The organism is Achromobacter sp. GW823-FHT04E03 (assembly GCF_058796095.1).
Genome location: NZ_JBXAIJ010000008.1, coordinates 15277 through 33055, shown reverse-complemented (window position 1 = coordinate 33055; position 17779 = coordinate 15277). Strand labels below are relative to the sequence as shown.

Here is a 17779-nt window from a genome sequence, read left to right as displayed (position 1 = left end):
CATGGAGTTTCTCATTGCCAATCTGGCGCCGATCATGTTCGCGACGCTGATCATCTTTCTACTGTTGGGCTTTCCGGTGGCGTTCGCGCTGGCGGCCAACGGCATCCTGTTCGGCCTGGTCGGCATGGAGCTGGGCCTGCTCAACTCCTCGCTGTTCCAGGCGCTGCCGCAGCGGGTGTTCGGCATCATTTCCAACGACACGCTGCTGGCGGTGCCGTTCTTCACGCTGATGGGCCTGGTACTGGAGCGATCCGGCATGGCCGAGGACCTGTTGGAGACCATAGGCCAGCTGTTCGGCTCGATCCGCGGCGGCCTGGCCATCGCGGTGGTGTTCGTGGGCGCGATGCTGGCCGCGACCACGGGCGTGGTGTCGGCGTCGGTCATTTCCATGGGCTTGATATCGCTGCCGATCATGTTGCGCAACGGCTATGACCGCAAGCTGGCCAGCGGCGTGATCGCCGCGTCCGGCACCTTGTCGCAGATCATTCCGCCTTCGCTCGTGCTCATCATCCTGGCGGACCAGCTTGGACGTTCCATCGGCGACATCTACCGCGCCGCCATGGTGCCGGGCTTCATCCTGGCCGGCCTGTACATCGTCTATGTCGTCATCATGAGCCTGCTGAAGCCGGATTCGGCGCCCGCGCTGCCGGAAGAGGCTCGCCGCTTCCAGGAGCCGAACGGCGGACGCGGCGGACGTTCGCTGCTGGTGCTGATGACGATTTCCGCCGTGTCGGCATACTTTCTGGGCCGCTGGGTCGAGAACCACACCGCGCCGATGGATGAGCGCATCGTGGTGGCGCTGCTATTCTGGGGCGCAACCGCCTTCGTCATCGCGCTGGTCAACAAGGCGCTGGGCCTGGGCCTGCTGTCGGCCCTGGCCGAGCGCGTGACCTTCGTGATGATCCCGCCGCTGGCGCTGATCTTCCTGGTGCTGGGCACCATCTTCATCGGCGTGGCCACGCCGACCGAAGGCGGCGCCATGGGCGCGGTGGGCGCCATCCTGATGGCGGTGGCGCGCCGCCGCCTGTCGCTGGACCTGCTCAAGCAGGCCATGGACACGACTACCAAGCTGTCTTGCTTCGTCGTGTTCATCCTGGTGGGTTCCACCGTGTTCGGCCTGACCTTCCGCGCCGTCAACGGCGACCTGTGGGTCGAGCATCTGCTGACCGGCCTGCCGGGCGGACAGTGGGGCTTCCTGATCGTGGTCAGCATCCTGACCTTCGTGCTGGCATTCTTCCTGGACTTCTTCGAACTGGCGTTCATCATCGTGCCGCTGCTGGGGCCGGTGGCCGACAAGCTGGGCATCGACCTGATCTGGTTCGGCGTGATCCTGGCCGTCAACATGCAGACCTCGTTCATGCATCCGCCGTTCGGATTCGCGCTGTTCTACCTGCGGTCGGTGGCGCCACGGGACCGCTACAAGGACCGGGTCACGGGCAAGATGATCGAGCCGGTCACGACGGGGCAGATCTACTGGGGCTCGGTGCCGTTCATCGTGATCCAGCTGCTGATGGTGGCCGCGGTGATGGCCTTCCCGGGCATGGTGATGCACTACAAGGGGACGGCTGCGGTGGTCGACCCGAGTTCGGTCTCGCTGGAGGTCGGGGGCAGCGGCTACGGGGGCAGCGCCTACGGCGCGGACGCCAATCCGTTCAAGTAAGGTGGCAGGGGCGTCCAGGGGACGCCCCTTGATCTTTAGGGCTTGACTGCGTATGTGGCCAGGAACGTCGGCAGGAAGCGGTCGATCAGGAAGCGCGGCTGGGGCTGTTCATCTTCATAAAACCCCTTCAGCAGGAACCCGGCTTCCAGCTGGCCGCCGATCTGTTCGTCCAGGCTGTGCCCGAACACCAGCGCGTCGCCCCGGCCCTGCTTTTCCGCCAGTTCCGATGCGCTCAGGTCTCGCAGGTCCGAGTAGGGCAGCCGGAAGCGCGGCCGGATCAGGCCCTGCTCGGCCAGTTCCGGCGCGCGGTCGCCGACGAACACGACGGGGTTGTAGAAGCTGCTGAGCAGCCTGCCGCCATGCTTCAGCACCCTGAAGCACTCCCGCCAAACAGGCCGCACGTCGGGCACGTACAGGTTGGAGATCGGATGCACGATGCAGTCGAAGGACGCGTCGGCGAATGCCGAGAGATCCCGCATGTCTCCCTGCACGGTTGCGAGCGCCAGGCTGTCGCGGCGCGCGACCATGTCGTCCTGGGCCAGTTGCAGCGGCGAAGCGTCGAACACGGTCACGTCCGCGCCGGCCGCGGCCAGCACGGGCGCCTGTTGGCCGCCGGCGGAGGCCAGGCACAGGATGCGCGGAACCGGATACATCGCCGGCAGCCATTCCGCGGGCAGGGCGCGCGGCGTGACGTGCACCTGCCAGTCTCCGCGGCGCGCGGCGTCGATCGTTTCGGGGCCGACCGGTTGCGACCAGGCGCATTGCTGCGCGGCCTGGAGGTCCCAGGCGGCGCGGTTGTGTTCATAGATATCGATGGTGTCAGTCGCAGGCATTGCGTTTTCCTTCTGTCAAAAGGGGAAAACTGCCGATGGACACGCGATCCGCGAGCCTGTGCCTGAAGGGAGCAGGACGCGGCGCGCCGATAGGGGCCAGGTCCTGCAAGACATCAGAATCGAACAAGCAATGCGGCTCGCGCGCCAGGCAGCGAGGGGGGCAAGATGCGTGGGCATCCCGGCATTTACTTGTTCACTCTGAGTGCTCCGGTGGAAGGGGAGAAGGTTGCAAGCTTAGCCGGGACGGCGCGGCGGGACAAACGGCCGCCCGCCGCCGGTTCATCGGGCGGCCGTCGCGCAGCTATGCGCCGCGCGGCGCCGTGATCACATGCGCCTGGATCTTTCCTGCGATGGGCCCAGCGCCGTAGCGCGCACGCAGCGCATCGGTCGCGGCATGGACCGCCTGCCCCAGCATGTCCGCGCCGCGGGCCTCGATCTCGTTGCGCAGCGGCGTGCCCTGGCAATAGGCGATTGCAGCCGTCTGCGGCGTGTCGGCGCGGCTTTCGAATGCAATGGTTTCCAGCGTCTGGCGGCCGGTGAATCCGGCGCGGGCCAGGTCGGCTCTGATGACGGCCGCGTCGTAATAACCATGCGGAATCCGGCTCATGAACCTGGGAGGATCACCGGGGAACAGCCGCGCCAGGGCCTGTTCCACCGTATCGGCAAACGCGTTGTCCTCGATGCGGTCCCAGACGTTGAACAGGAAGGCGCCGCCCGGCCGCAAGACCCGGCGCGCTTCGGCGTAGGCCGCAGCCTTGTCCGGCAGGAACATGTAGCCGAACTGGCACACCACGGCATCGAAGGCCTGGTCCTCAAAAGGCAGTTGCAGGGCGTCGGCCTGGCGCCAGGTGATGGCGCGGCTTGCGCCCAGCGTCTGGGCTTGTTCCAGCATGGCCGGGTTCAGATCGGTGGCGACGATGGCCGCGCCGGCGGACAACTGCTCCGCGAGTTGGCGCGTCACTACGCCTGTGCCTGCGGCGATCTCCAGCACTGCCGCAGGATGCAGCGCCGCCGTTCGCGCGGCGATGTCTGCGGCATAGGGCTGGAAGACGAGAGGAACCATGTACCGCTGGTAGAACTGCGGGATGGATCCGGAGAAAACACGATCACTAGGAGCAGTGTTCATGATGTTCGACTCCAAAGCGGCCGCGCGGGGCGGTCTTCAGATTCAACGCAGCCGCGTCCTGCGGCTGGGAACACCATTTTAGGCGCGGCGCGGTCGCCTGGCGACCGGCGCCGGGTGTGGGCTCATGCCCCCAGCCGCGCCTGTTCCGCCGCCAGATAAGCGTCCCGCGACGGCAGCAGGTGCTCCCGGCACAGCGCCATCAACCCCTCCCGGTCGCCATCCCGCAGTGCGTGGATCATGGCCCAGTGTTCCTGGCGGGCGCGTTCGCGGTAGCCGGCGGCGGCCAGCGAACCGAAGCGGATGGGGTGGGTGCGGCGGGCGTATTCCTCGATGGCCTGGCCCAGCACCGCGTTGTCCAGCAAACCGAAGAACTCGCGATGAAAGCGCTGGTTGCTGCGGAACACGCGGCGCGCGTCGCCATCGGCTACCGCCGCATCGTGTTCGCGCTGCACGGCCACCAGCGCCGCCAGCCGCGCCTGCGGCACGGGCAGCGGGATCTGGCTGGCGGCATGCACTTCCAGCACCTGGCGCAGCGCGTACAGCTCCATGACTTCGCGCACCGCGTAGGCGCGCACGACCGCGCCGATGTTGCGCTTTTTTTCCACCACGCCCAGCGCCTCCAGGTCGGCCAGGACCTGGCGCACCACGTGGCGCTTGAGCGCGAAGCGCGCCATGAGTTCGTCTTCGGTCAGGCGCTGGCGCGGGTGCAGCCGGCCGAAGACGATGTCTTCTTCCAGGATGGCGACCGCGGCCTGCGCGGCGTCCGGGGCCAGTACCTGCGCGGAGTCGGGGGCGAGGGCGTCCATGGATTTGCCGCCTACTTCTTCGGCACGGTGTCGCGCGTGACACCGGCGCGCAGGAAGTCGAAGTCCACGCCCTGGTCGGCCTGGGTCACGGTCTGCAGGAACAGCTTGCGGTAGCCGCGTTCGGCGACGGGGCGGACGATGGGCTGGGCCGCGGCGCGGCGCGCCAGTTCGGCGTCGTCCACCAGCAGCGCGATCTCGCGGTTGGCTACCGACAGGCGGATGCGGTCGCCGTTTTGCACGTAGGCCAGCGGGCCGCCGATGGCGGCTTCGGGCGTGACGTGCAGCACGATGGTGCCGGCGGCGGTGCCGCTCATGCGGCCGTCGGAGATGCGCACCATGTCCTTCACGCCGGCGCGCGCCAGTTTCTTGGGGATGGGCATGTAGCCGGCTTCGGGCATGCCGGGCGCGCCGGTCGGGCCGATGCGCTTGAGCACCAGGATGTCTTCGGCGGTGACGTCCAGCGTCTCGTCGTCGATGCGCCGCGCCATGTCTTCGGCGTCCTCGAACACGACCGCGCGGCCCTCGTGCTCCATCAGCTTGGGGTTGGCGGCGGATTGCTTGATGATGGCGCCGCCGGGGGCCAGGTTGCCGCGCAGCACGGCCAGCCCACCCACGGGGTAGATGGGCGAGGCCGCCGTGCGGATCACGTCCTGCGCGAAGGCGGGCGGGGCGTCGTCGAGTTCCTCGCCCAGCGTGCGGCCCGACACGGTCAGCGCGTCCAGGTGCAGGTAGGGGCGCAGCTCGCGCAGCAGCGCCGGCATGCCGCCGGCGTGGTGGAAGTCTTCCATGTAGTGCTGACCGGAGGGCTTCAGGTCGACCAGCACGGGCGTTTCGCGGCTGATGCGGTCCAGTCCGGCCAGGTCGATGTCTATGCCCAGGCGGCCGGCGATCGCCGTCAGGTGCACGATGCCGTTGGTGGAGCCGCCGATGGCCAGCAGCACGCGCAGGGCATTCTCGATGGACTTGCCGGTGAGGATGCGCTCAGGCGTCAGGCGCGAGGCGGCCATGGCCACGGCGGTGGCGCCGGTCTTCTCGGCGACGCGCACGCGGTCGGCGGTGACGGCCGGGGCCGACGCGCCGCCGGCCACCATCATGCCCAGGGCTTCGGTGATGCAGGCCATGGTGCTGGCCGTGCCCATCACGGAACAGGTGCCCACGCTGGCGACCAGCTGGTTGTTCACGTCCGCGATCTCGGCCGCGTCGATCTCTTCGGCGCGGTAGCGGCCCCAGTAGCGGCGGCAGTCGGTGCAGGCGCCCACGCGTTCGCCGCGGTGCGAGCCGGTCAGCATGGATCCCGTGACCAGCTGGATGGCGGGCACGCCGGCGGACGCCGCGCCCATCAGCTGGGCCGGCACGGTCTTGTCGCAGCCGCCGATCAGCACCACCGCGTCCATGGGCTGGGCGCGGATCATTTCCTCGGTGTCCATGGACATGAGGTTGCGCAGGTACATGCTGGTGGGCTGGGAGAAGCTCTCGTGCACCGAAATGGTGGGAAAGTCCATGGGCAGGCCGCCGGCCAGCATGACGCCGCGCTTGACCGCTTCGATCAGTTGCGGCGCGTTGCCGTGGCAGGGATTATAGCTGCTGCCCGTATTGACGATGCCGATGATGGGGCGCGACAAGGCGTCGTCGGTCAAACCCGCGCCCTTGATGAAGGCCTTGCGCAGGAACAGCGAAAAGCCGGTGTCGCCATAGTTGGTGAGCCCGCGGGCCACGCCGTGCGCGCTGGCGCCGTCACTGCTGAAAGGGCCGGGCGCAGCTGCGTTGTTCTTGGTTTCGTCCTTCATTTTGATCTCGATAATATTATTGATAATCCGACGACGGCATCATAGCCAGCCTTTGAAAACGGCTGCAAGCGATTTGTCGGCGTCTTTCAATTGATCTTTCATATGGATCAGTCGATAGAAAAATTCTGATTCTTCAATCAAGTTGTCGAACCTACACTGGCGCGGTTGACGAGCCGGGCGTCCGTTTCATTCCTATACCCATCCCGGCAGGAGACCTACATGTCAGACCTGCGTCTGCGGCCGCGCCGCGCCGTGTTGTTTTCCCTGCTGGCCTTGTGCGCCGGCGTGTCCGCTCCCGCCCTGGCCGCCGACGCCTACCCCGACAAGCCCATCCGCATGATCGTGCCGTACCCGCCCGGAGGCGCGACCGACGTCATCGGCCGCGTGCTGGCGCAGGAGCTGACCGGCGCGCTGGGCCAGTCGGTGATCGTGGAGAACCGGGCGGGCGCCGCCGGCAACATCGGCGCCGACCAGGTCGCCAAGGCGCAGCCCGATGGCTACACGCTGCTGATGGGCGCGCTGACCAGCCATTCCATCAACGCCGCCTTGTACCGCGGCCGCGTCACCTATGACGTGGAGAAGAGCTTCGCGCCGGTGTCCATCGTGGGCACGGTGCCGCTGGTGTTCGTGGTGAATCCGTCGGTGCAGGCGAAAACGCTGGCCGAGTTCATCGCGCTGGCCAAGTCCAAGCCCGGGTACATCACCATGGGTTCGGCCGGCAACGGCTCGCCGCAGCATCTGGCCGCCGAAATGTTCAAGCGCACCGCCGGCGTGGACGTACTGCACGTACCCTACAAGGGCAGCGGCCCGGCGATGACCGACCTGATGGGCGGGCAGGTGCTCAGCATGATCGAGACCGTGCCCGCGGCACAGGGCAACATCAAGGCCGGCAAGCTGCGCGCGCTGGCGGTGACGTCGGCGCAACGCGTGGACGCGCTGCCGGACGTGCCGACCGCGGCCGAAGCCGGCCTGAAGGATTTCGAGGTCAGTTCGATGTTCGGCATCGTGGCGCCCGCCAATACTCCGGCGCCCGTGATCCAGCGCTTGAATGGCGAACTGAAGAAGATCCTGGCCAAGCCTGAGGTCCAGGCCTCGCTGCTGAACCAGGGCGCCATCGCCACCTGGACCACGCCGGCCGACGCCGGCGCCCGCGTGTCGGCCGAACTGGCGCGTTGGACCAAAGTCATCGACGACGCGGGCGTGAAGGGGGATTAATACCCCTAAAGTTGTGGCTATACGTCACCCGCCGGAAGTTCCGCCTGGAACCTCCGGCGATTTTGTTTGCGCGCGCGCTCGTGAAAGACGCAACAAGGCTTGCGCGCAAACTGGGGAATACGCACTGAAAAAAGGGTGGATGCAAACTTTTGCGCTATGAACCGCCAAAGGGGACGCAATAAACCGCAATAAAACCCTCGCGAGATTGTATACAGTGGTTGACCCCGAATAGACTAGGCCGTAATGTAGTTTGCGGGCCTTCCCGGGACGGCAGAAGGGGGATAACAATGACAGACGACCAGGACGAAAAGTCGATTCTGTACACGCATTTCGGAACGCACAGTCCGTATTGGCGTCTGTCCGCCGATAGCGACGCGTTCGAACTTGCAGCAGTCAAGGGCGCAGCCAATATCGCAATGGCATTGCGCCCGGAACAAGCCGAGACGATACGCAGCCTGACGGGCATCACTTCCAGCGTGCGCATCGACATCTCGTTGTACGGCGACATGCTCCGGCTCCATCTGGTGGGCCGCAAGATCAATCCCAACGAATGGGCCGGCACCGCGTCCGCCCATTCCGATACCGAATCCGTGGCCAAGGATCTGGTCGAAGGCCTGTCCTTCGCCGAGACCGTCGTGTCCGAGGCCAACTCGGTCATCGTCATCGTGGACCAGAACGGCCGGGTGCAACGCTTCAACAAGCTCAGCGAGGAATACACCGGCAAGCGCGAGCAGGACATCATCGGCCGCAGCGTGTTCGAGATGTTCATGACGCGCGAAGAGGCAATCGCCTCGCGCCGCAATATCGCCGAGTTCTACAAGCGCGGGCAATCCTACGAGGCCGAGCGCCTCATCAATACGGTCAAGGGACCGCGCCTCTTCCTGTTCCGCAACAAGTTCGTCACCAGCGGCAGCGGCGAAAAGCGCGTCTACCTGATCTGCTCGGGCACCGACATCACCGAGGAACGCCAGGCGCAGGAGCGCCTGCGGGTGCTGGCCAACACCGACATGCTGACCAACCTGCCCAACCGCCACGCGATCACCACGCGGCTGAAGGCGGCGCTGGCGGCGGGCCAGGATGGGCGCGGCGGCGTGCTGTTCCTGGACCTGGACAATTTCAAGCGCATCAACGACCACTACGGCCACGGCTTCGGCGATCGGCTGTTGAAGTCGGTCGCGGTCGCGATTTCCTCCTGCCTCTCCGAAGGCCAGACCCTGGCGCGGTTGGGCGGCGACGAATTCATCGTGCTGCACGAGGCCGCGCAGACCTGGGAACTGGAGGCGACCGCCCAGCGCATCATCGAACGGCTGCGCGAGCCTTTCCGCCAGGGGCTGATCGAGGTCTACACCAGTTGCTCTATCGGCATCGCCATGTATCCCGACCACGGCGCCGACCTGGACAGCGTGGTGCGCAGCGCCGACATCGCCATGTATGTGGCGAAGGAAGCGGGACGCCATACCTACCGCGTATTCCAACCCGAGATGGACCGCCGCAACGCGGACTACGTCTGGCTGGACACCAATCTGCGCAAGGCGCTGGCCGAAGACCATCTGATGCTGTACTACCAGCCCAAGCTGGCCGGCCGCAACGGCGAGGTCGATGGGGTCGAAGCCCTGGTGCGCTGGCGCTCGCCGGAGCGCGGCATGGTCGGCCCCAGCGTCTTCATTCCCTATGCCGAGGAATCCGGCCTGATCTCGCCGCTGGGCGTGTGGGTCATGCGTGAAGCGGCCAGGCAGGCCGCGGCCTGGAAGCGCGACGGCCTGAACATCCGCATCGCCATCAACGTGTCGGCGCGGCAGTTGAACGACAAGGGCGTGGTCAGCGACTTCATGCGCGCCATCGGCGACGCCAGTCTGGATCCCTGCCTGCTGGACATCGAACTGACCGAAAGCTGCCTGATCGACGACGAAGGCGCCGCCATCGAACTGATCAAGCAGTTCCGGCAACTGGGCGCGCGCGTTCATCTGGACGACTTCGGCACGGGCTATTCCTCGCTGTCGCAGCTTGCCCGCATTCCGCTGGACGCGATCAAGCTGGACGCGAGCTTCGTGCGCGGCGTCAACGAGAACCCGGTGTCGCAGGCGCTGGCGCGCGCCATCGTCGCGGTGGCGCGCACGCTGGAGTTGAAGGTGATCGCCGAGGGCGTGGAAACGACCGAAGAGGCCGTGTTCGTCGACACCCTGGGCGTGGACGCCAAACAGGGCTACCTGTACGCCAAGCCCATGCCGGCGGCGGAGTTCACCGCCTGGCTGGCTCAGCGCCGCCGGCTGCATCTCATTGCCTGACGCAGCCGGCAGCGCCTTGCCGCATCAATGCATGGTGGCTTCCAGCGCGGACTCCGCGCTGGAAGAACTGCGGCGGTTCTGCGCCATCACCAGGCGTTCCATGTAGGCGCGGTCCTTCGGGTCGATCGAGAACGCGGCCTCGACCCAATCTTCGGTAATGTCCATCAGCTCCGAGCGCGACAAGCTCAGCACGCGCTGGCGCGCGCGCAGCATGGCGCGCATGCCGTTGAGCTTGGGCCGCATCACGTCGATGAAGGTGCGGGTGGCTTTGTAGGCGTCGCCCGGCTCGAACAGCACGTCGACCAGGCCGCGGCCATGGAACCATTCGGCAGTGTGGGATTCGCCCGTGCCTATCAGTTCCTCGGCCAGCTTCATGCCCGAGCGCCGCGCCACCAGCGAGTAGCCGCCCATGCCAGGGAAGAGGTTGAACGCCATTTCAGGAAAGCCCATGCGGGCGGTGTTCTGCGCCAGCACGAAGTGGTGCGCCAACGCGGCCTCGAAGCCGCCGCCCAGGGCGGTGCCTTCGATCATCGCCAGCGAGATCGCGCCGGTGTCGAAGCCGCGGGTGGCGGCATGCACGCAATCCACGCAAGCCCGGGCGTACGCCCGCAGCGCTTCGCGCTTGCCGGTGCGTATGGCTTCCGCGAAGAAATTCAGATCGCCGCCCACGTTGTAGATCTGAGGAACGAGCGAGCCGGTGACCCAGAAATCGATGGGCAGGCCGGAGTCCTTGGCGGCGCGCGCCAAAGTCATGATCTCGTCGATCAGTTCATGGTTGAAGCACGGACGCGGTTGAGCGCGCAGCATCATCCACATGACCCGACGTCCCTCCTCGTAGAACGCCGAGAGCTGCTTCAGGTTGCCTGCGGCGGTGAAGGGGTGGCAATCCGGATGAATGAGTTGATTCATTTACTTTCGTCCAATTGATCAAGGTGAGTCGGAGTACTACGGGATCAGCCTAATACAGACCTTCCGGCTCTCGTCTCATGCAAACCTCGTCCAGCTGGCCAGACTTGTCCGTAAGTCAAAGGCCCGAGTGATCAACGGAGAAACGCGATGAGCGGACGCAACCGCTCAACCCATCAGGCGATGGGGGCATGGGTAAAACGGATGAGGGATACACGCAAATTCGCGGCTATCGGGGCGATGCGCCGCGCGCGCGCCAAAGGCTGCGCGCTCATGCGTAGGGATGAGGGATGGCGCGGCCGAGCGGCCGCGCGCGGACTTGCGTTTTGCGGTTCTGGGATGGGCCGGGTCAGGCGACGCCGCCGTTGGCGCGCAGGATCTGGCCGTTGACCCAGCCTGCCTCGGGGCCTGCCAGGAACGACACCACGTTGGCAATGTCATCGGGCTGGCCCAGGCGTTCGAGGGGCGGCATCTTGGCGTAGTGCTCGATCAGCTCGGGACTCTTGCCGTTCAGGAAGAGGTCGGTGGCGACGGGGCCGGGCGCCACCGCGTTGACCGTGATACGGCGGCCGCGCAATTCCTTGGCGAACACCTGTGTCAGGCTTTCCACCGCTGCCTTGCTGGCGATGTAGACGGAGTAGTTCGGCAGGTTGAGCGCGATGGTGGTGCTGGACACGTTGACGATGCTGCCGCCGTCGGCCAAGCGCGTGGCAGCTTCGCGCAGCGTGTTGAAGGTGCCGCGGGTGTTGATGCCGAAGGTCTGCTCGTAGAGCTCGTCGCTGGTCTCGGCCAGCGGCACCATCTTGAGGATGCCGGCGCTGTTGACCAGGACGTCGATGCGGCCCAGTCCCGCTTCCACCTGGTCGAACATGGCGCGCACCTGGTCCGCCCGGGACACGTCGGCGCGCACTGCCAGGGCGCGGCCGCCAGCGGCGCGGATTTCGTCGGCAAGCGCCTCGGCCTCGGCGGCGCTGGAGGCGTAGTTGATGGCGACGGCGTGGCCGTCGCGCGCCAGGCGGCGGACGATGGCGGCGCCTATGCCGCGCGATCCGCCGGTGACGAGCGCGATGCGTTGCGTGGCCTGGGTGTTCATGTCGTATCTCCGGTTGGATGGGGGTGAGGCGTATCTTGAACTATTCCAGAAAAAAGATAATTACTCTATATTCGCTAACATAATTTCATCTGCATTAATAATGGGCAAGTGACAATGGACCGGTTCCAGGAAATGCAGGTGTTCGTGCGCATCGCCGAAAGGCGTAGCTTTTCCAAGGCGGCAGAGGACCTGCAGATTCCGCGGCCCACGGTCACCAATCTGGTCAAGCGGATGGAAGCGCGCCTGGGGGCGCGGCTGCTTGAACGCACCACGCGCCAGGTACGGCTGACCCATGATGGCGAGGCCCACTACCAGCGCTGCGTGCGGCTCTTGGCGGATCTGGAGGAGGCCGACGGCGCCTTCCTGGACACCTCGCCCAAGGGCCTGTTGCGCGTCAATGCGCAGGGCACGCTGGCCAGGTTCTTCGTCATGCCCGGCCTGCCGGCCTTTCTGGAACGCTATCCCGACATCGTGCTGCAACTGGGCGAGGACGACCGACTGGTGGACCTGGTGCGCGAAGGCGTGGACTGCGTGCTGCGCACCGGCACGCTGCAGGATTCCTCGCTGGTGGGACGCCAGATCGCGCTGATGCCGCAAGTCACGGTGGCCAGCCCCGCCTATCTGGCGCGCCACGGCGAGCCGCGGCGGCTGGAAGATCTGGAAGGCCATCGGGCGGTGGACTACCTGTCCAGCGCCACTGGGCGCAGCCTGCCGCTCGATTTCATGGTCGACGGCAAGAACGTGCAGGTACGCCCCAGGGCCGTGGTCAGCGTGACTGGCGCGGAGCTCTACACCGGCGCGGCGCTGGCCGGCCTGGGATTGGTGCAGGTGCCGCGCTACCGCGTCGAGCGCGAGCTGGCGGCGGGCGAGTTGAAGATCGTGCTGCCCGGCGCGCCGCCCGCGCCCATGCCTGTGTCGGTGCTGTATCCGCAGAACCGCCAGGTGTCGGCGCGGGTGCGCGTCTTCACGCAATGGCTGGCGGAGGTCATCGCAGCCGGCCTGGCTCAGACGATGCCGGTCAGGTAGTACACCGCGATCGCCAGGAAGACCGAAGTGGTCGATATCAGCGTGATGGCGAAGATGTCGCCGTAGGACTGCCGGTGCGTCAGGCCCGTGACCGCCAGCAACGTGATCACCGCGCCGTTGTGCGGCAGCGTGTCCATGCCGCCGCTGGCCATGGCGGCGATCCGGTGCAGCACTTCCATCGGGATGCCCGCCGCGTGGGCGCTGTCGATGAAGGTCTGCGCCATGGCCGCCAACGCGATGCTCATGCCGCCCGAGGCGGAACCCGTGATGCCGGCCAGCGAGGTCACGGCCACCGCCTCGCCCACCAACGGGTCGGGGATGGCCTTGAGCGCGTCGGCCACCAGCAGGAAGCCGGGCAGGGCGGCGATGACGCCGCCAAAGCCGTATTCCGCTGCGGTGTTCATCGAGGCCAGCAACGCGCCCGACACCGCGCTCTTGCTGCCTTCGGCGAAATGCGCCTTGATGCCGCGGAACGAGAACAGCAGGATGGTGACGATGCCCGCGATCAGCGCGCCCATCACCGCCCACAGCGCCACCTGGTCCTCGGCGTTGACGGGCATGGGCTTGGGCAGGCCCGGCAGCGCGACTTCGGAGCCTGCCGGATACCAGCCCGGTATCCAGCGCGTCAGCAGGTAGTTGGCGACGCCCACCACCACCAGCGGCAGCAGCGCGATCAGCGGATGGTGCTCGCGTTCATTGGGCGGCGTGACCGGTTCGTTGCGCAGGTCGGTGCCGTAGGTCTCGCCCGCGGCTGCCGCGCGCTTGCGCCGCCACTCCAGGTAGGCGATGCCGGCGGTCAGCGTGAAGCAGGCGCCGATCAGGCCCAGCCACGGCGCGGCCCAGGTGGTGGTTTCGAAGAAAGTGGTGGGGATGATGTTCTGGATCTGCGGCGTGCCGGGCAGCGCGGTCATGGTGAACGTGAACGCGCCCAGCGCGATCGCGCCCGGCATCAGCCGTTTCGGGATGCCGCCCTGGCGGAACATCTCGGCCGCGAACGGATACACCGCGAACACCACCACGAATAGCGAGACGCCGCCGTAGGTCAGCACCGCGCAGACCAGCACGATGGCCATGATGGCGCGTTCGGCGCCGATCAGGCGCAGCACTGCCTGCACGATGGCGCGCGAAAAGCCCGACAGCTCGATCAGCTTGCCGAACACGGCGCCCAGCAAAAACACGGGGAAGTAGAGCTTGGCGAAGCCCGCCATGCGCTCCATGAAGATGCCCGAGAACACGGGCGCCAGCGCCGACGGGTCGGTCAGCAGCACCGCGCCCATGGCCGCGATGGGCGCGCACAGGATCACGCTATAGCCTCGATACGCCGCCAGCATCAGGAACGCCAGCGCCGCCACCACGATGAACAATCCGGTCATTCGGTACTCCGGGAATGAAGAGATAAGGGGTGTGGGGCTACACCTTACCGCATCGAGCCGGATGCCTTGTTTACAGCGGTGGCGATTCAGCGTTCCAGCAGCGCGTGCGCCTGGCGGGCGATGTCCAGGTCGATCGCGGCGTCTTCGCCGCCGCCCATGAACCAGGCGGCGGAGAGTCCGCACCAGGCCAGGATCCATTGCAGCAGCCTGCGGCGCTCCAGGCCCGACTGAGCAACGATGAGCTCCAGCCGCCGCTCGAAGCGCCCAGGCGCGATGGCGACGGGCGGAACGGGATCCGCCAGGTCCGGGTTGCAGAAGATGTTGGCGTAGTCGAAGGCGCGCTCGCCATGCAGGCGCTTGGGGTCGATAACCAGCCAGCCGCGTTCGCCGAAGTCCAGGATGTTGTCGTGGTGTACGTCGCCGTGCAGCACCGTCAGGTCGCGCGGACTGTCGAGCAGGGCGCGGGCGTGGCGCGCGCTGTGCGCCAGGATGCCGCCTTGCGCCTGCGCCATGGGCCACAGTTCCTCGAACCATTCTTCCAGCGGACGCAGCGCGGGCAGCGGCTGGGCACGTGGGGCATGCAGGTCCCGCAGCACGCTGCAGATGATGCGGGTGGCCTCGTCGTCGCGCCCGTTGCGGGCGTAGTCCGCCAGCGAGCGCGTGCCGGTGGCCCGCTCCAGCAGGATGGCTGCGTCGTCGTGAGCCAGCACGCGCGCCGCGCCCTGGCCGTCCCACCAGCGCATCAGCACGCCGCCTTGCTTTTCGTCTTCCTCGTGCGAGACCTTGAGCATGGCGGGCAGGCCGCGATGGCGCACGGGCAGCAACTGGGCGGCGTGCGTGATGACGGGAGCGCCGTCGGGAGTGAGTTGCCAGCGGGAAAGGTAGGTTTCGAACATGGGGCGCCGGGAGTGCCTGGATGGACCCCTATAGTAGAGCTGGGCGCGGCGCGGCCTGCGTCGCGCCTTGCCGCGGCAGCAGTGCCGTGATCGCCGCCGCCAAAGCGTTGCCCGCCGCACTGGCGACGATGGGCAGCAGATAGGAGCCGCTGAGGTCGTACGCATGGCCCGCCGCCACCGGACCGATCAGCGTTCCGAACGCCACGCTGGTGTAGAGCGCGCCGATGATGCCGCTGACGTGGCGGCCGCCGAAGTAATCCATGACCACCGCCGGCATCAGCGCCACCCAGCCGCCGTAGAACGCGCCGAACACCAGGGCGAACAAAGCCAGCGTCCAGAACTGGCCGCAAGCGCCCCATAGCGCCAGCGACGCCGCCATGCCGCCATACATCGTGGCGAGCGAGGCGCGCCGGCCCAGGCGGTCGGCCAGCGTGCCCAGCAGGAATCGGCCGGCCGTGCTGCCCACGCCGACCAAGCCCAGCAGCAGCACGGCCAGCCCCGGCGCGATCCCATGATCCAAGGCGTACGGGATGAGATGCACGAAAGGCACGAAGACGCCGAAGGCGCCGGCCATGGCTGCCAGGTACAGCAGCAGGAAGACCCTGCTGCGGATGGCGGTGAGCACCGGCACGCCGGCGGGCGGGGAGGCCGGCGCTGCGCGGACTGTGGAGGCTGCGTCGCCGTCGGGTTGCAGTCCGCGGTCTTGCGGCGAATTTTCAACCCAGCGCGCCGCGGCGCAGCCCAGGACAGCCACCGCCGCGGCCAGCGCCAGATACGCGGCGCGCCAGCCCCACAGTTCGATCAGCGCCGACGCCAGCGGCGGCACCAGCAACGTGCCCACGCCGATGCCGCTGACGGCCAGCCCCGAGGCCAGCCCGCGGCGGCGCAGGAACCAACGCTGCACCGCGCCCACCACCGGTACATAGGCGCAGCCCACGCCCAACCCGACGCCCAGGCCGTAGGCCAGGTAGATCTGCATCATGCTCTGCGCGGCGCTGGCAAGCGCCAGGCCCAGCGCCACCAGCAGCATGCCTATCCAGGCCATGCGACGCGAGCCGTAGCGGTCCGCCAGCGGACCGCTGACCACGCCGAAACCGAAGTAGAGAAAGCCCGCCAGCGAGAACACCAGCGACACCGCGCCGCGCGTGGCGGAGAAGTCGCGTTGCAAGGCGTCGACGAAGGCGCTGAAGGAATAGGCGCTGCCAAAGCCGAGCAAGGTGATGGCGAAGGCCGCGGCCACCACCCGCCAGCCGTGGAAGATCCGGCTGGCGCCGTGCCGCGCATGCATGTTCATCTTCGGCCTCACAGTGCCGGCCGGCGCAGATGCCAGCTTGTCGCCGCCTGGAAAGCGGCGCCCAAGCGGAACAGCACGGGCTCGCCCAGATGGGCCGCCACCAGTTGCAGGCCCATGGGCATGCCGGCTTCGCACTGCCCGGCGGGCAGCGTCAGGCAGGGATGCCCGGTCATGTCGAACACGCAGGTATAGCGTTGCAGCGCTTCGACCAGCCCGGGCTGTAGTCCCAGGACGCTGATGGCTTCGAGCGTGAGCGGCGCCATGGGCTGCACTGGCGTCAGCAGCGCATCGACGCGGCCGAACAAGGCGTCGACCTTGCCTCGCATGGCCATGCGACGCAACAGGATGCGCTGGTAGTCGAGACCGGATAGCGAGCGTCCCGCTTCGATCACGCCGGCCAGCACCGGTCCGTACTCCGCCTTGCGGGATGGATAGGTGCTGGCGTGCGCCACCGCCGCTTCGACCGCGCAGAGCGGGGCCCAGTCGCGCACGGCCTGCGCCGCGTCTTCGATGGGGAACTGCAGCGGCACCAGGGTTGCGCCCAGCTGTTCGAAGGCCTGCATTGCCGATTCCATCATGCGTTGGGTCTGCGCATCGACGTTGCGGTGGTTCCAGTTCATATCCACGCCGATCCGCAGGCCGGCAGCGGGAACGGCGGCCTCCAAGGCGTAGCGCGGCACGGGCGCTTGCAACGCGGTCGGATCCTTCGCGTCGGGTCCGGCAATCGCTTCCAGCAGCGCCGCGGCGTCGGCCGCGCTGCGCGCGATGACGCCGGCGTGATCCAGCGAGGCCGCCAGTTCGAACATGCCGTGGCGGCTGACACGGCCCCAGGTCGGCTTGATGCCGGTCAGCCCCGCGGCCGCGCAAGGCCAGCGGATGGAACCGCCGGTGTCCGAGGCGGTCGCGCCGAAGCACAAGCCCGCGGCCGTCGCCGCCGCTGATCCGCTGGATGAGATGCCGATCCAGTAATCCGCGTGCCAGGGGTTGCGCGGCGGCGCGACGTCGGGGTGATGGTCGGAGTACGCGCCTTCGGTCATTTGCAGCTGCCCCAGCAGCACGGCGCCCGCGTCGCGCAGGCGGCTGGCTAACGTGGCGTCATGGTCGGCGGGCACGCCCCGGTGGATCGCGGCGCCGGCAGCCGTCGGCACGCCCTTGCGCCGGAACAGGTCCTTCAGCGCGAGGGGGACGCCATGCAGGGGGCCGCGGTAGCGCCCCTGGCGTATTTCGATTTCGGCGGCCTGGGCTTCCTGCAGCGCAGAGGCCGCGGTCACATGGGCGTAGCTGCGCAGCTCGCCGTCCAGCGCTTCGATGCGCCGTAGTTGCGCGCGCGTGATCTCCACGGGCGAGACCTCGCCCGACTGGATCAGGGCGGCAAGAGCCAGCAGATCGAGTTGGTGCAGGTCGGCGGCCTTGATGTCTTCCGTATAGTTCATCTATTCTTTATCCATCTTCTATTCGTCACAGACCCGATCAAGTTAA

Annotated in this window: 14 protein-coding genes; 4 read left to right on the top strand and 10 right to left on the bottom strand. The window is 67.2% G+C overall.

Going from position 1 to position 17779, the window contains the following annotated elements; genetic code table 11:
• Window position 1 precedes the first annotated feature (1 nt).
• Window positions 2-1660, top strand: coding sequence for a TRAP transporter large permease (locus AC1RHV_RS30530; RefSeq protein WP_054459071.1), 1659 nt, complete (start codon window positions 2-4; stop codon window positions 1658-1660).
• Window positions 1661-1695: 35 nt separating this feature from the next.
• Here AC1RHV_RS30530 and AC1RHV_RS30525 read toward each other — a convergent pair whose 3' ends face one another.
• From AC1RHV_RS30525 to AC1RHV_RS30510, 4 genes are all read right to left on the bottom strand, one after another.
• On the bottom strand, window positions 1696-2493 hold the full coding sequence (locus tag AC1RHV_RS30525; protein WP_492302644.1) for a class I SAM-dependent methyltransferase: 798 nt from the start codon (window positions 2491-2493) through the stop codon (window positions 1696-1698).
• Window positions 2494-2794: 301 nt separating this feature from the next.
• Entirely contained in the window at window positions 2795-3619 is an 825-nt protein-coding gene (locus AC1RHV_RS30520) for a class I SAM-dependent methyltransferase (protein WP_313388563.1), read from the bottom strand.
• A gap of 122 nt (window positions 3620-3741) precedes the next feature.
• Complete coding sequence (locus AC1RHV_RS30515) at window positions 3742-4425, bottom strand: GntR family transcriptional regulator (protein WP_492302642.1); 684 nt, start codon at window positions 4423-4425, stop codon at window positions 3742-3744.
• A gap of 11 nt (window positions 4426-4436) precedes the next feature.
• Window positions 4437-6212 (bottom strand): IlvD/Edd family dehydratase, encoded by a 1776-nt coding sequence (locus AC1RHV_RS30510; RefSeq protein WP_492302641.1) that lies wholly within the window; start codon window positions 6210-6212, stop codon window positions 4437-4439.
• A gap of 219 nt (window positions 6213-6431) precedes the next feature.
• On the opposite strand from AC1RHV_RS30510, the gene AC1RHV_RS30505 reads away from it, so the two are divergent.
• Both AC1RHV_RS30505 and pdeR read left to right on the top strand, forming a co-directional pair.
• Complete coding sequence (locus tag AC1RHV_RS30505) at window positions 6432-7427, top strand: Bug family tripartite tricarboxylate transporter substrate binding protein (protein WP_054459082.1); 996 nt, start codon at window positions 6432-6434, stop codon at window positions 7425-7427.
• A 287-nt stretch (window positions 7428-7714) separates the two neighbouring features.
• On the top strand, window positions 7715-9712 hold the full coding sequence (gene pdeR, locus AC1RHV_RS30500; RefSeq protein ID WP_192327218.1) for a cyclic di-GMP phosphodiesterase: 1998 nt from the start codon (window positions 7715-7717) through the stop codon (window positions 9710-9712).
• A 24-nt stretch (window positions 9713-9736) separates the two neighbouring features.
• Here pdeR and AC1RHV_RS30495 read toward each other — a convergent pair whose 3' ends face one another.
• On the bottom strand, window positions 9737-10621 hold the full coding sequence (locus tag AC1RHV_RS30495) for a crotonase/enoyl-CoA hydratase family protein (RefSeq protein ID WP_054459094.1): 885 nt from the start codon (window positions 10619-10621) through the stop codon (window positions 9737-9739).
• A 346-nt stretch (window positions 10622-10967) separates the two neighbouring features.
• Window positions 10968-11711: an SDR family oxidoreductase gene (locus AC1RHV_RS30490; RefSeq protein ID WP_119451801.1), complete on the bottom strand. Its 744-nt coding sequence runs from the start codon at window positions 11709-11711 to the stop codon at window positions 10968-10970.
• Between the two features lie 114 nt (window positions 11712-11825).
• On the opposite strand from AC1RHV_RS30490, the gene AC1RHV_RS30485 reads away from it, so the two are divergent.
• A complete protein-coding gene (locus AC1RHV_RS30485) occupies window positions 11826-12737 on the top strand; it encodes a LysR family transcriptional regulator (RefSeq protein WP_054459096.1) in 912 nt (303 codons plus the stop codon).
• Here the strand turns inward: AC1RHV_RS30485 and AC1RHV_RS30480 are convergent.
• The 4 genes from AC1RHV_RS30480 to AC1RHV_RS30465 all read right to left on the bottom strand — a co-directional run bounded on the left by AC1RHV_RS30480 (window position 12716) and on the right by AC1RHV_RS30465 (window position 17733).
• Window positions 12716-14110, bottom strand: coding sequence for a GntP family permease (locus AC1RHV_RS30480; RefSeq protein WP_119451800.1), 1395 nt, complete (start codon window positions 14108-14110; stop codon window positions 12716-12718). The two genes, AC1RHV_RS30485 and AC1RHV_RS30480, sit on opposite strands and share 22 nt — an antisense overlap.
• Window positions 14111-14196: 86 nt before the next feature.
• A complete protein-coding gene (locus AC1RHV_RS30475) occupies window positions 14197-15006 on the bottom strand; it encodes an aminoglycoside phosphotransferase family protein (protein WP_492302637.1) in 810 nt (269 codons plus the stop codon).
• Window positions 15007-15034: 28 nt separating this feature from the next.
• The gene (locus tag AC1RHV_RS30470; protein ID WP_306653562.1) at window positions 15035-16300 is read right to left on the bottom strand and encodes an MFS transporter; all 1266 of its coding nucleotides are present in this window, start codon (window positions 16298-16300) and stop codon (window positions 15035-15037) included.
• A gap of 8 nt (window positions 16301-16308) precedes the next feature.
• Complete coding sequence (locus AC1RHV_RS30465) at window positions 16309-17733, bottom strand: amidase (RefSeq protein WP_492302634.1); 1425 nt, start codon at window positions 17731-17733, stop codon at window positions 16309-16311.
• Between the last annotated feature and the right edge of the window lie 46 nt (window positions 17734-17779).

Excerpts from the sequence above, each read along its gene's own strand:
- AC1RHV_RS30530 (WP_054459071.1), top strand. The coding sequence starts at position 2 with ATGGAGTTTCTCATTGCCAATCTGGCGCCGATCATGTTCGCGACGCTG.
- AC1RHV_RS30525 (WP_492302644.1), bottom strand. The coding sequence starts at position 2,493 with ATGCCTGCGACTGACACCATCGATATCTATGAACACAACCGCGCCGCC.
- AC1RHV_RS30520 (WP_313388563.1), bottom strand. The coding sequence starts at position 3,619 with ATGAACACTGCTCCTAGTGATCGTGTTTTCTCCGGATCCATCCCGCAG.
- AC1RHV_RS30515 (WP_492302642.1), bottom strand. The coding sequence starts at position 4,425 with ATGGACGCCCTCGCCCCCGACTCCGCGCAGGTACTGGCCCCGGACGCC.
- AC1RHV_RS30510 (WP_492302641.1), bottom strand. The coding sequence starts at position 6,212 with ATGAAGGACGAAACCAAGAACAACGCAGCTGCGCCCGGCCCTTTCAGC.
- AC1RHV_RS30505 (WP_054459082.1), top strand. The coding sequence starts at position 6,432 with ATGTCAGACCTGCGTCTGCGGCCGCGCCGCGCCGTGTTGTTTTCCCTG.
- pdeR (WP_192327218.1), top strand. The coding sequence starts at position 7,715 with ATGACAGACGACCAGGACGAAAAGTCGATTCTGTACACGCATTTCGGA.
- AC1RHV_RS30495 (WP_054459094.1), bottom strand. The coding sequence starts at position 10,621 with ATGAATCAACTCATTCATCCGGATTGCCACCCCTTCACCGCCGCAGGC.
- AC1RHV_RS30490 (WP_119451801.1), bottom strand. The coding sequence starts at position 11,711 with ATGAACACCCAGGCCACGCAACGCATCGCGCTCGTCACCGGCGGATCG.
- AC1RHV_RS30485 (WP_054459096.1), top strand. The coding sequence starts at position 11,826 with ATGGACCGGTTCCAGGAAATGCAGGTGTTCGTGCGCATCGCCGAAAGG.
- AC1RHV_RS30480 (WP_119451800.1), bottom strand. The coding sequence starts at position 14,110 with ATGACCGGATTGTTCATCGTGGTGGCGGCGCTGGCGTTCCTGATGCTG.
- AC1RHV_RS30475 (WP_492302637.1), bottom strand. The coding sequence starts at position 15,006 with ATGTTCGAAACCTACCTTTCCCGCTGGCAACTCACTCCCGACGGCGCT.
- AC1RHV_RS30470 (WP_306653562.1), bottom strand. The coding sequence starts at position 16,300 with ATGAACATGCATGCGCGGCACGGCGCCAGCCGGATCTTCCACGGCTGG.
- AC1RHV_RS30465 (WP_492302634.1), bottom strand. The coding sequence starts at position 17,733 with ATGAACTATACGGAAGACATCAAGGCCGCCGACCTGCACCAACTCGAT.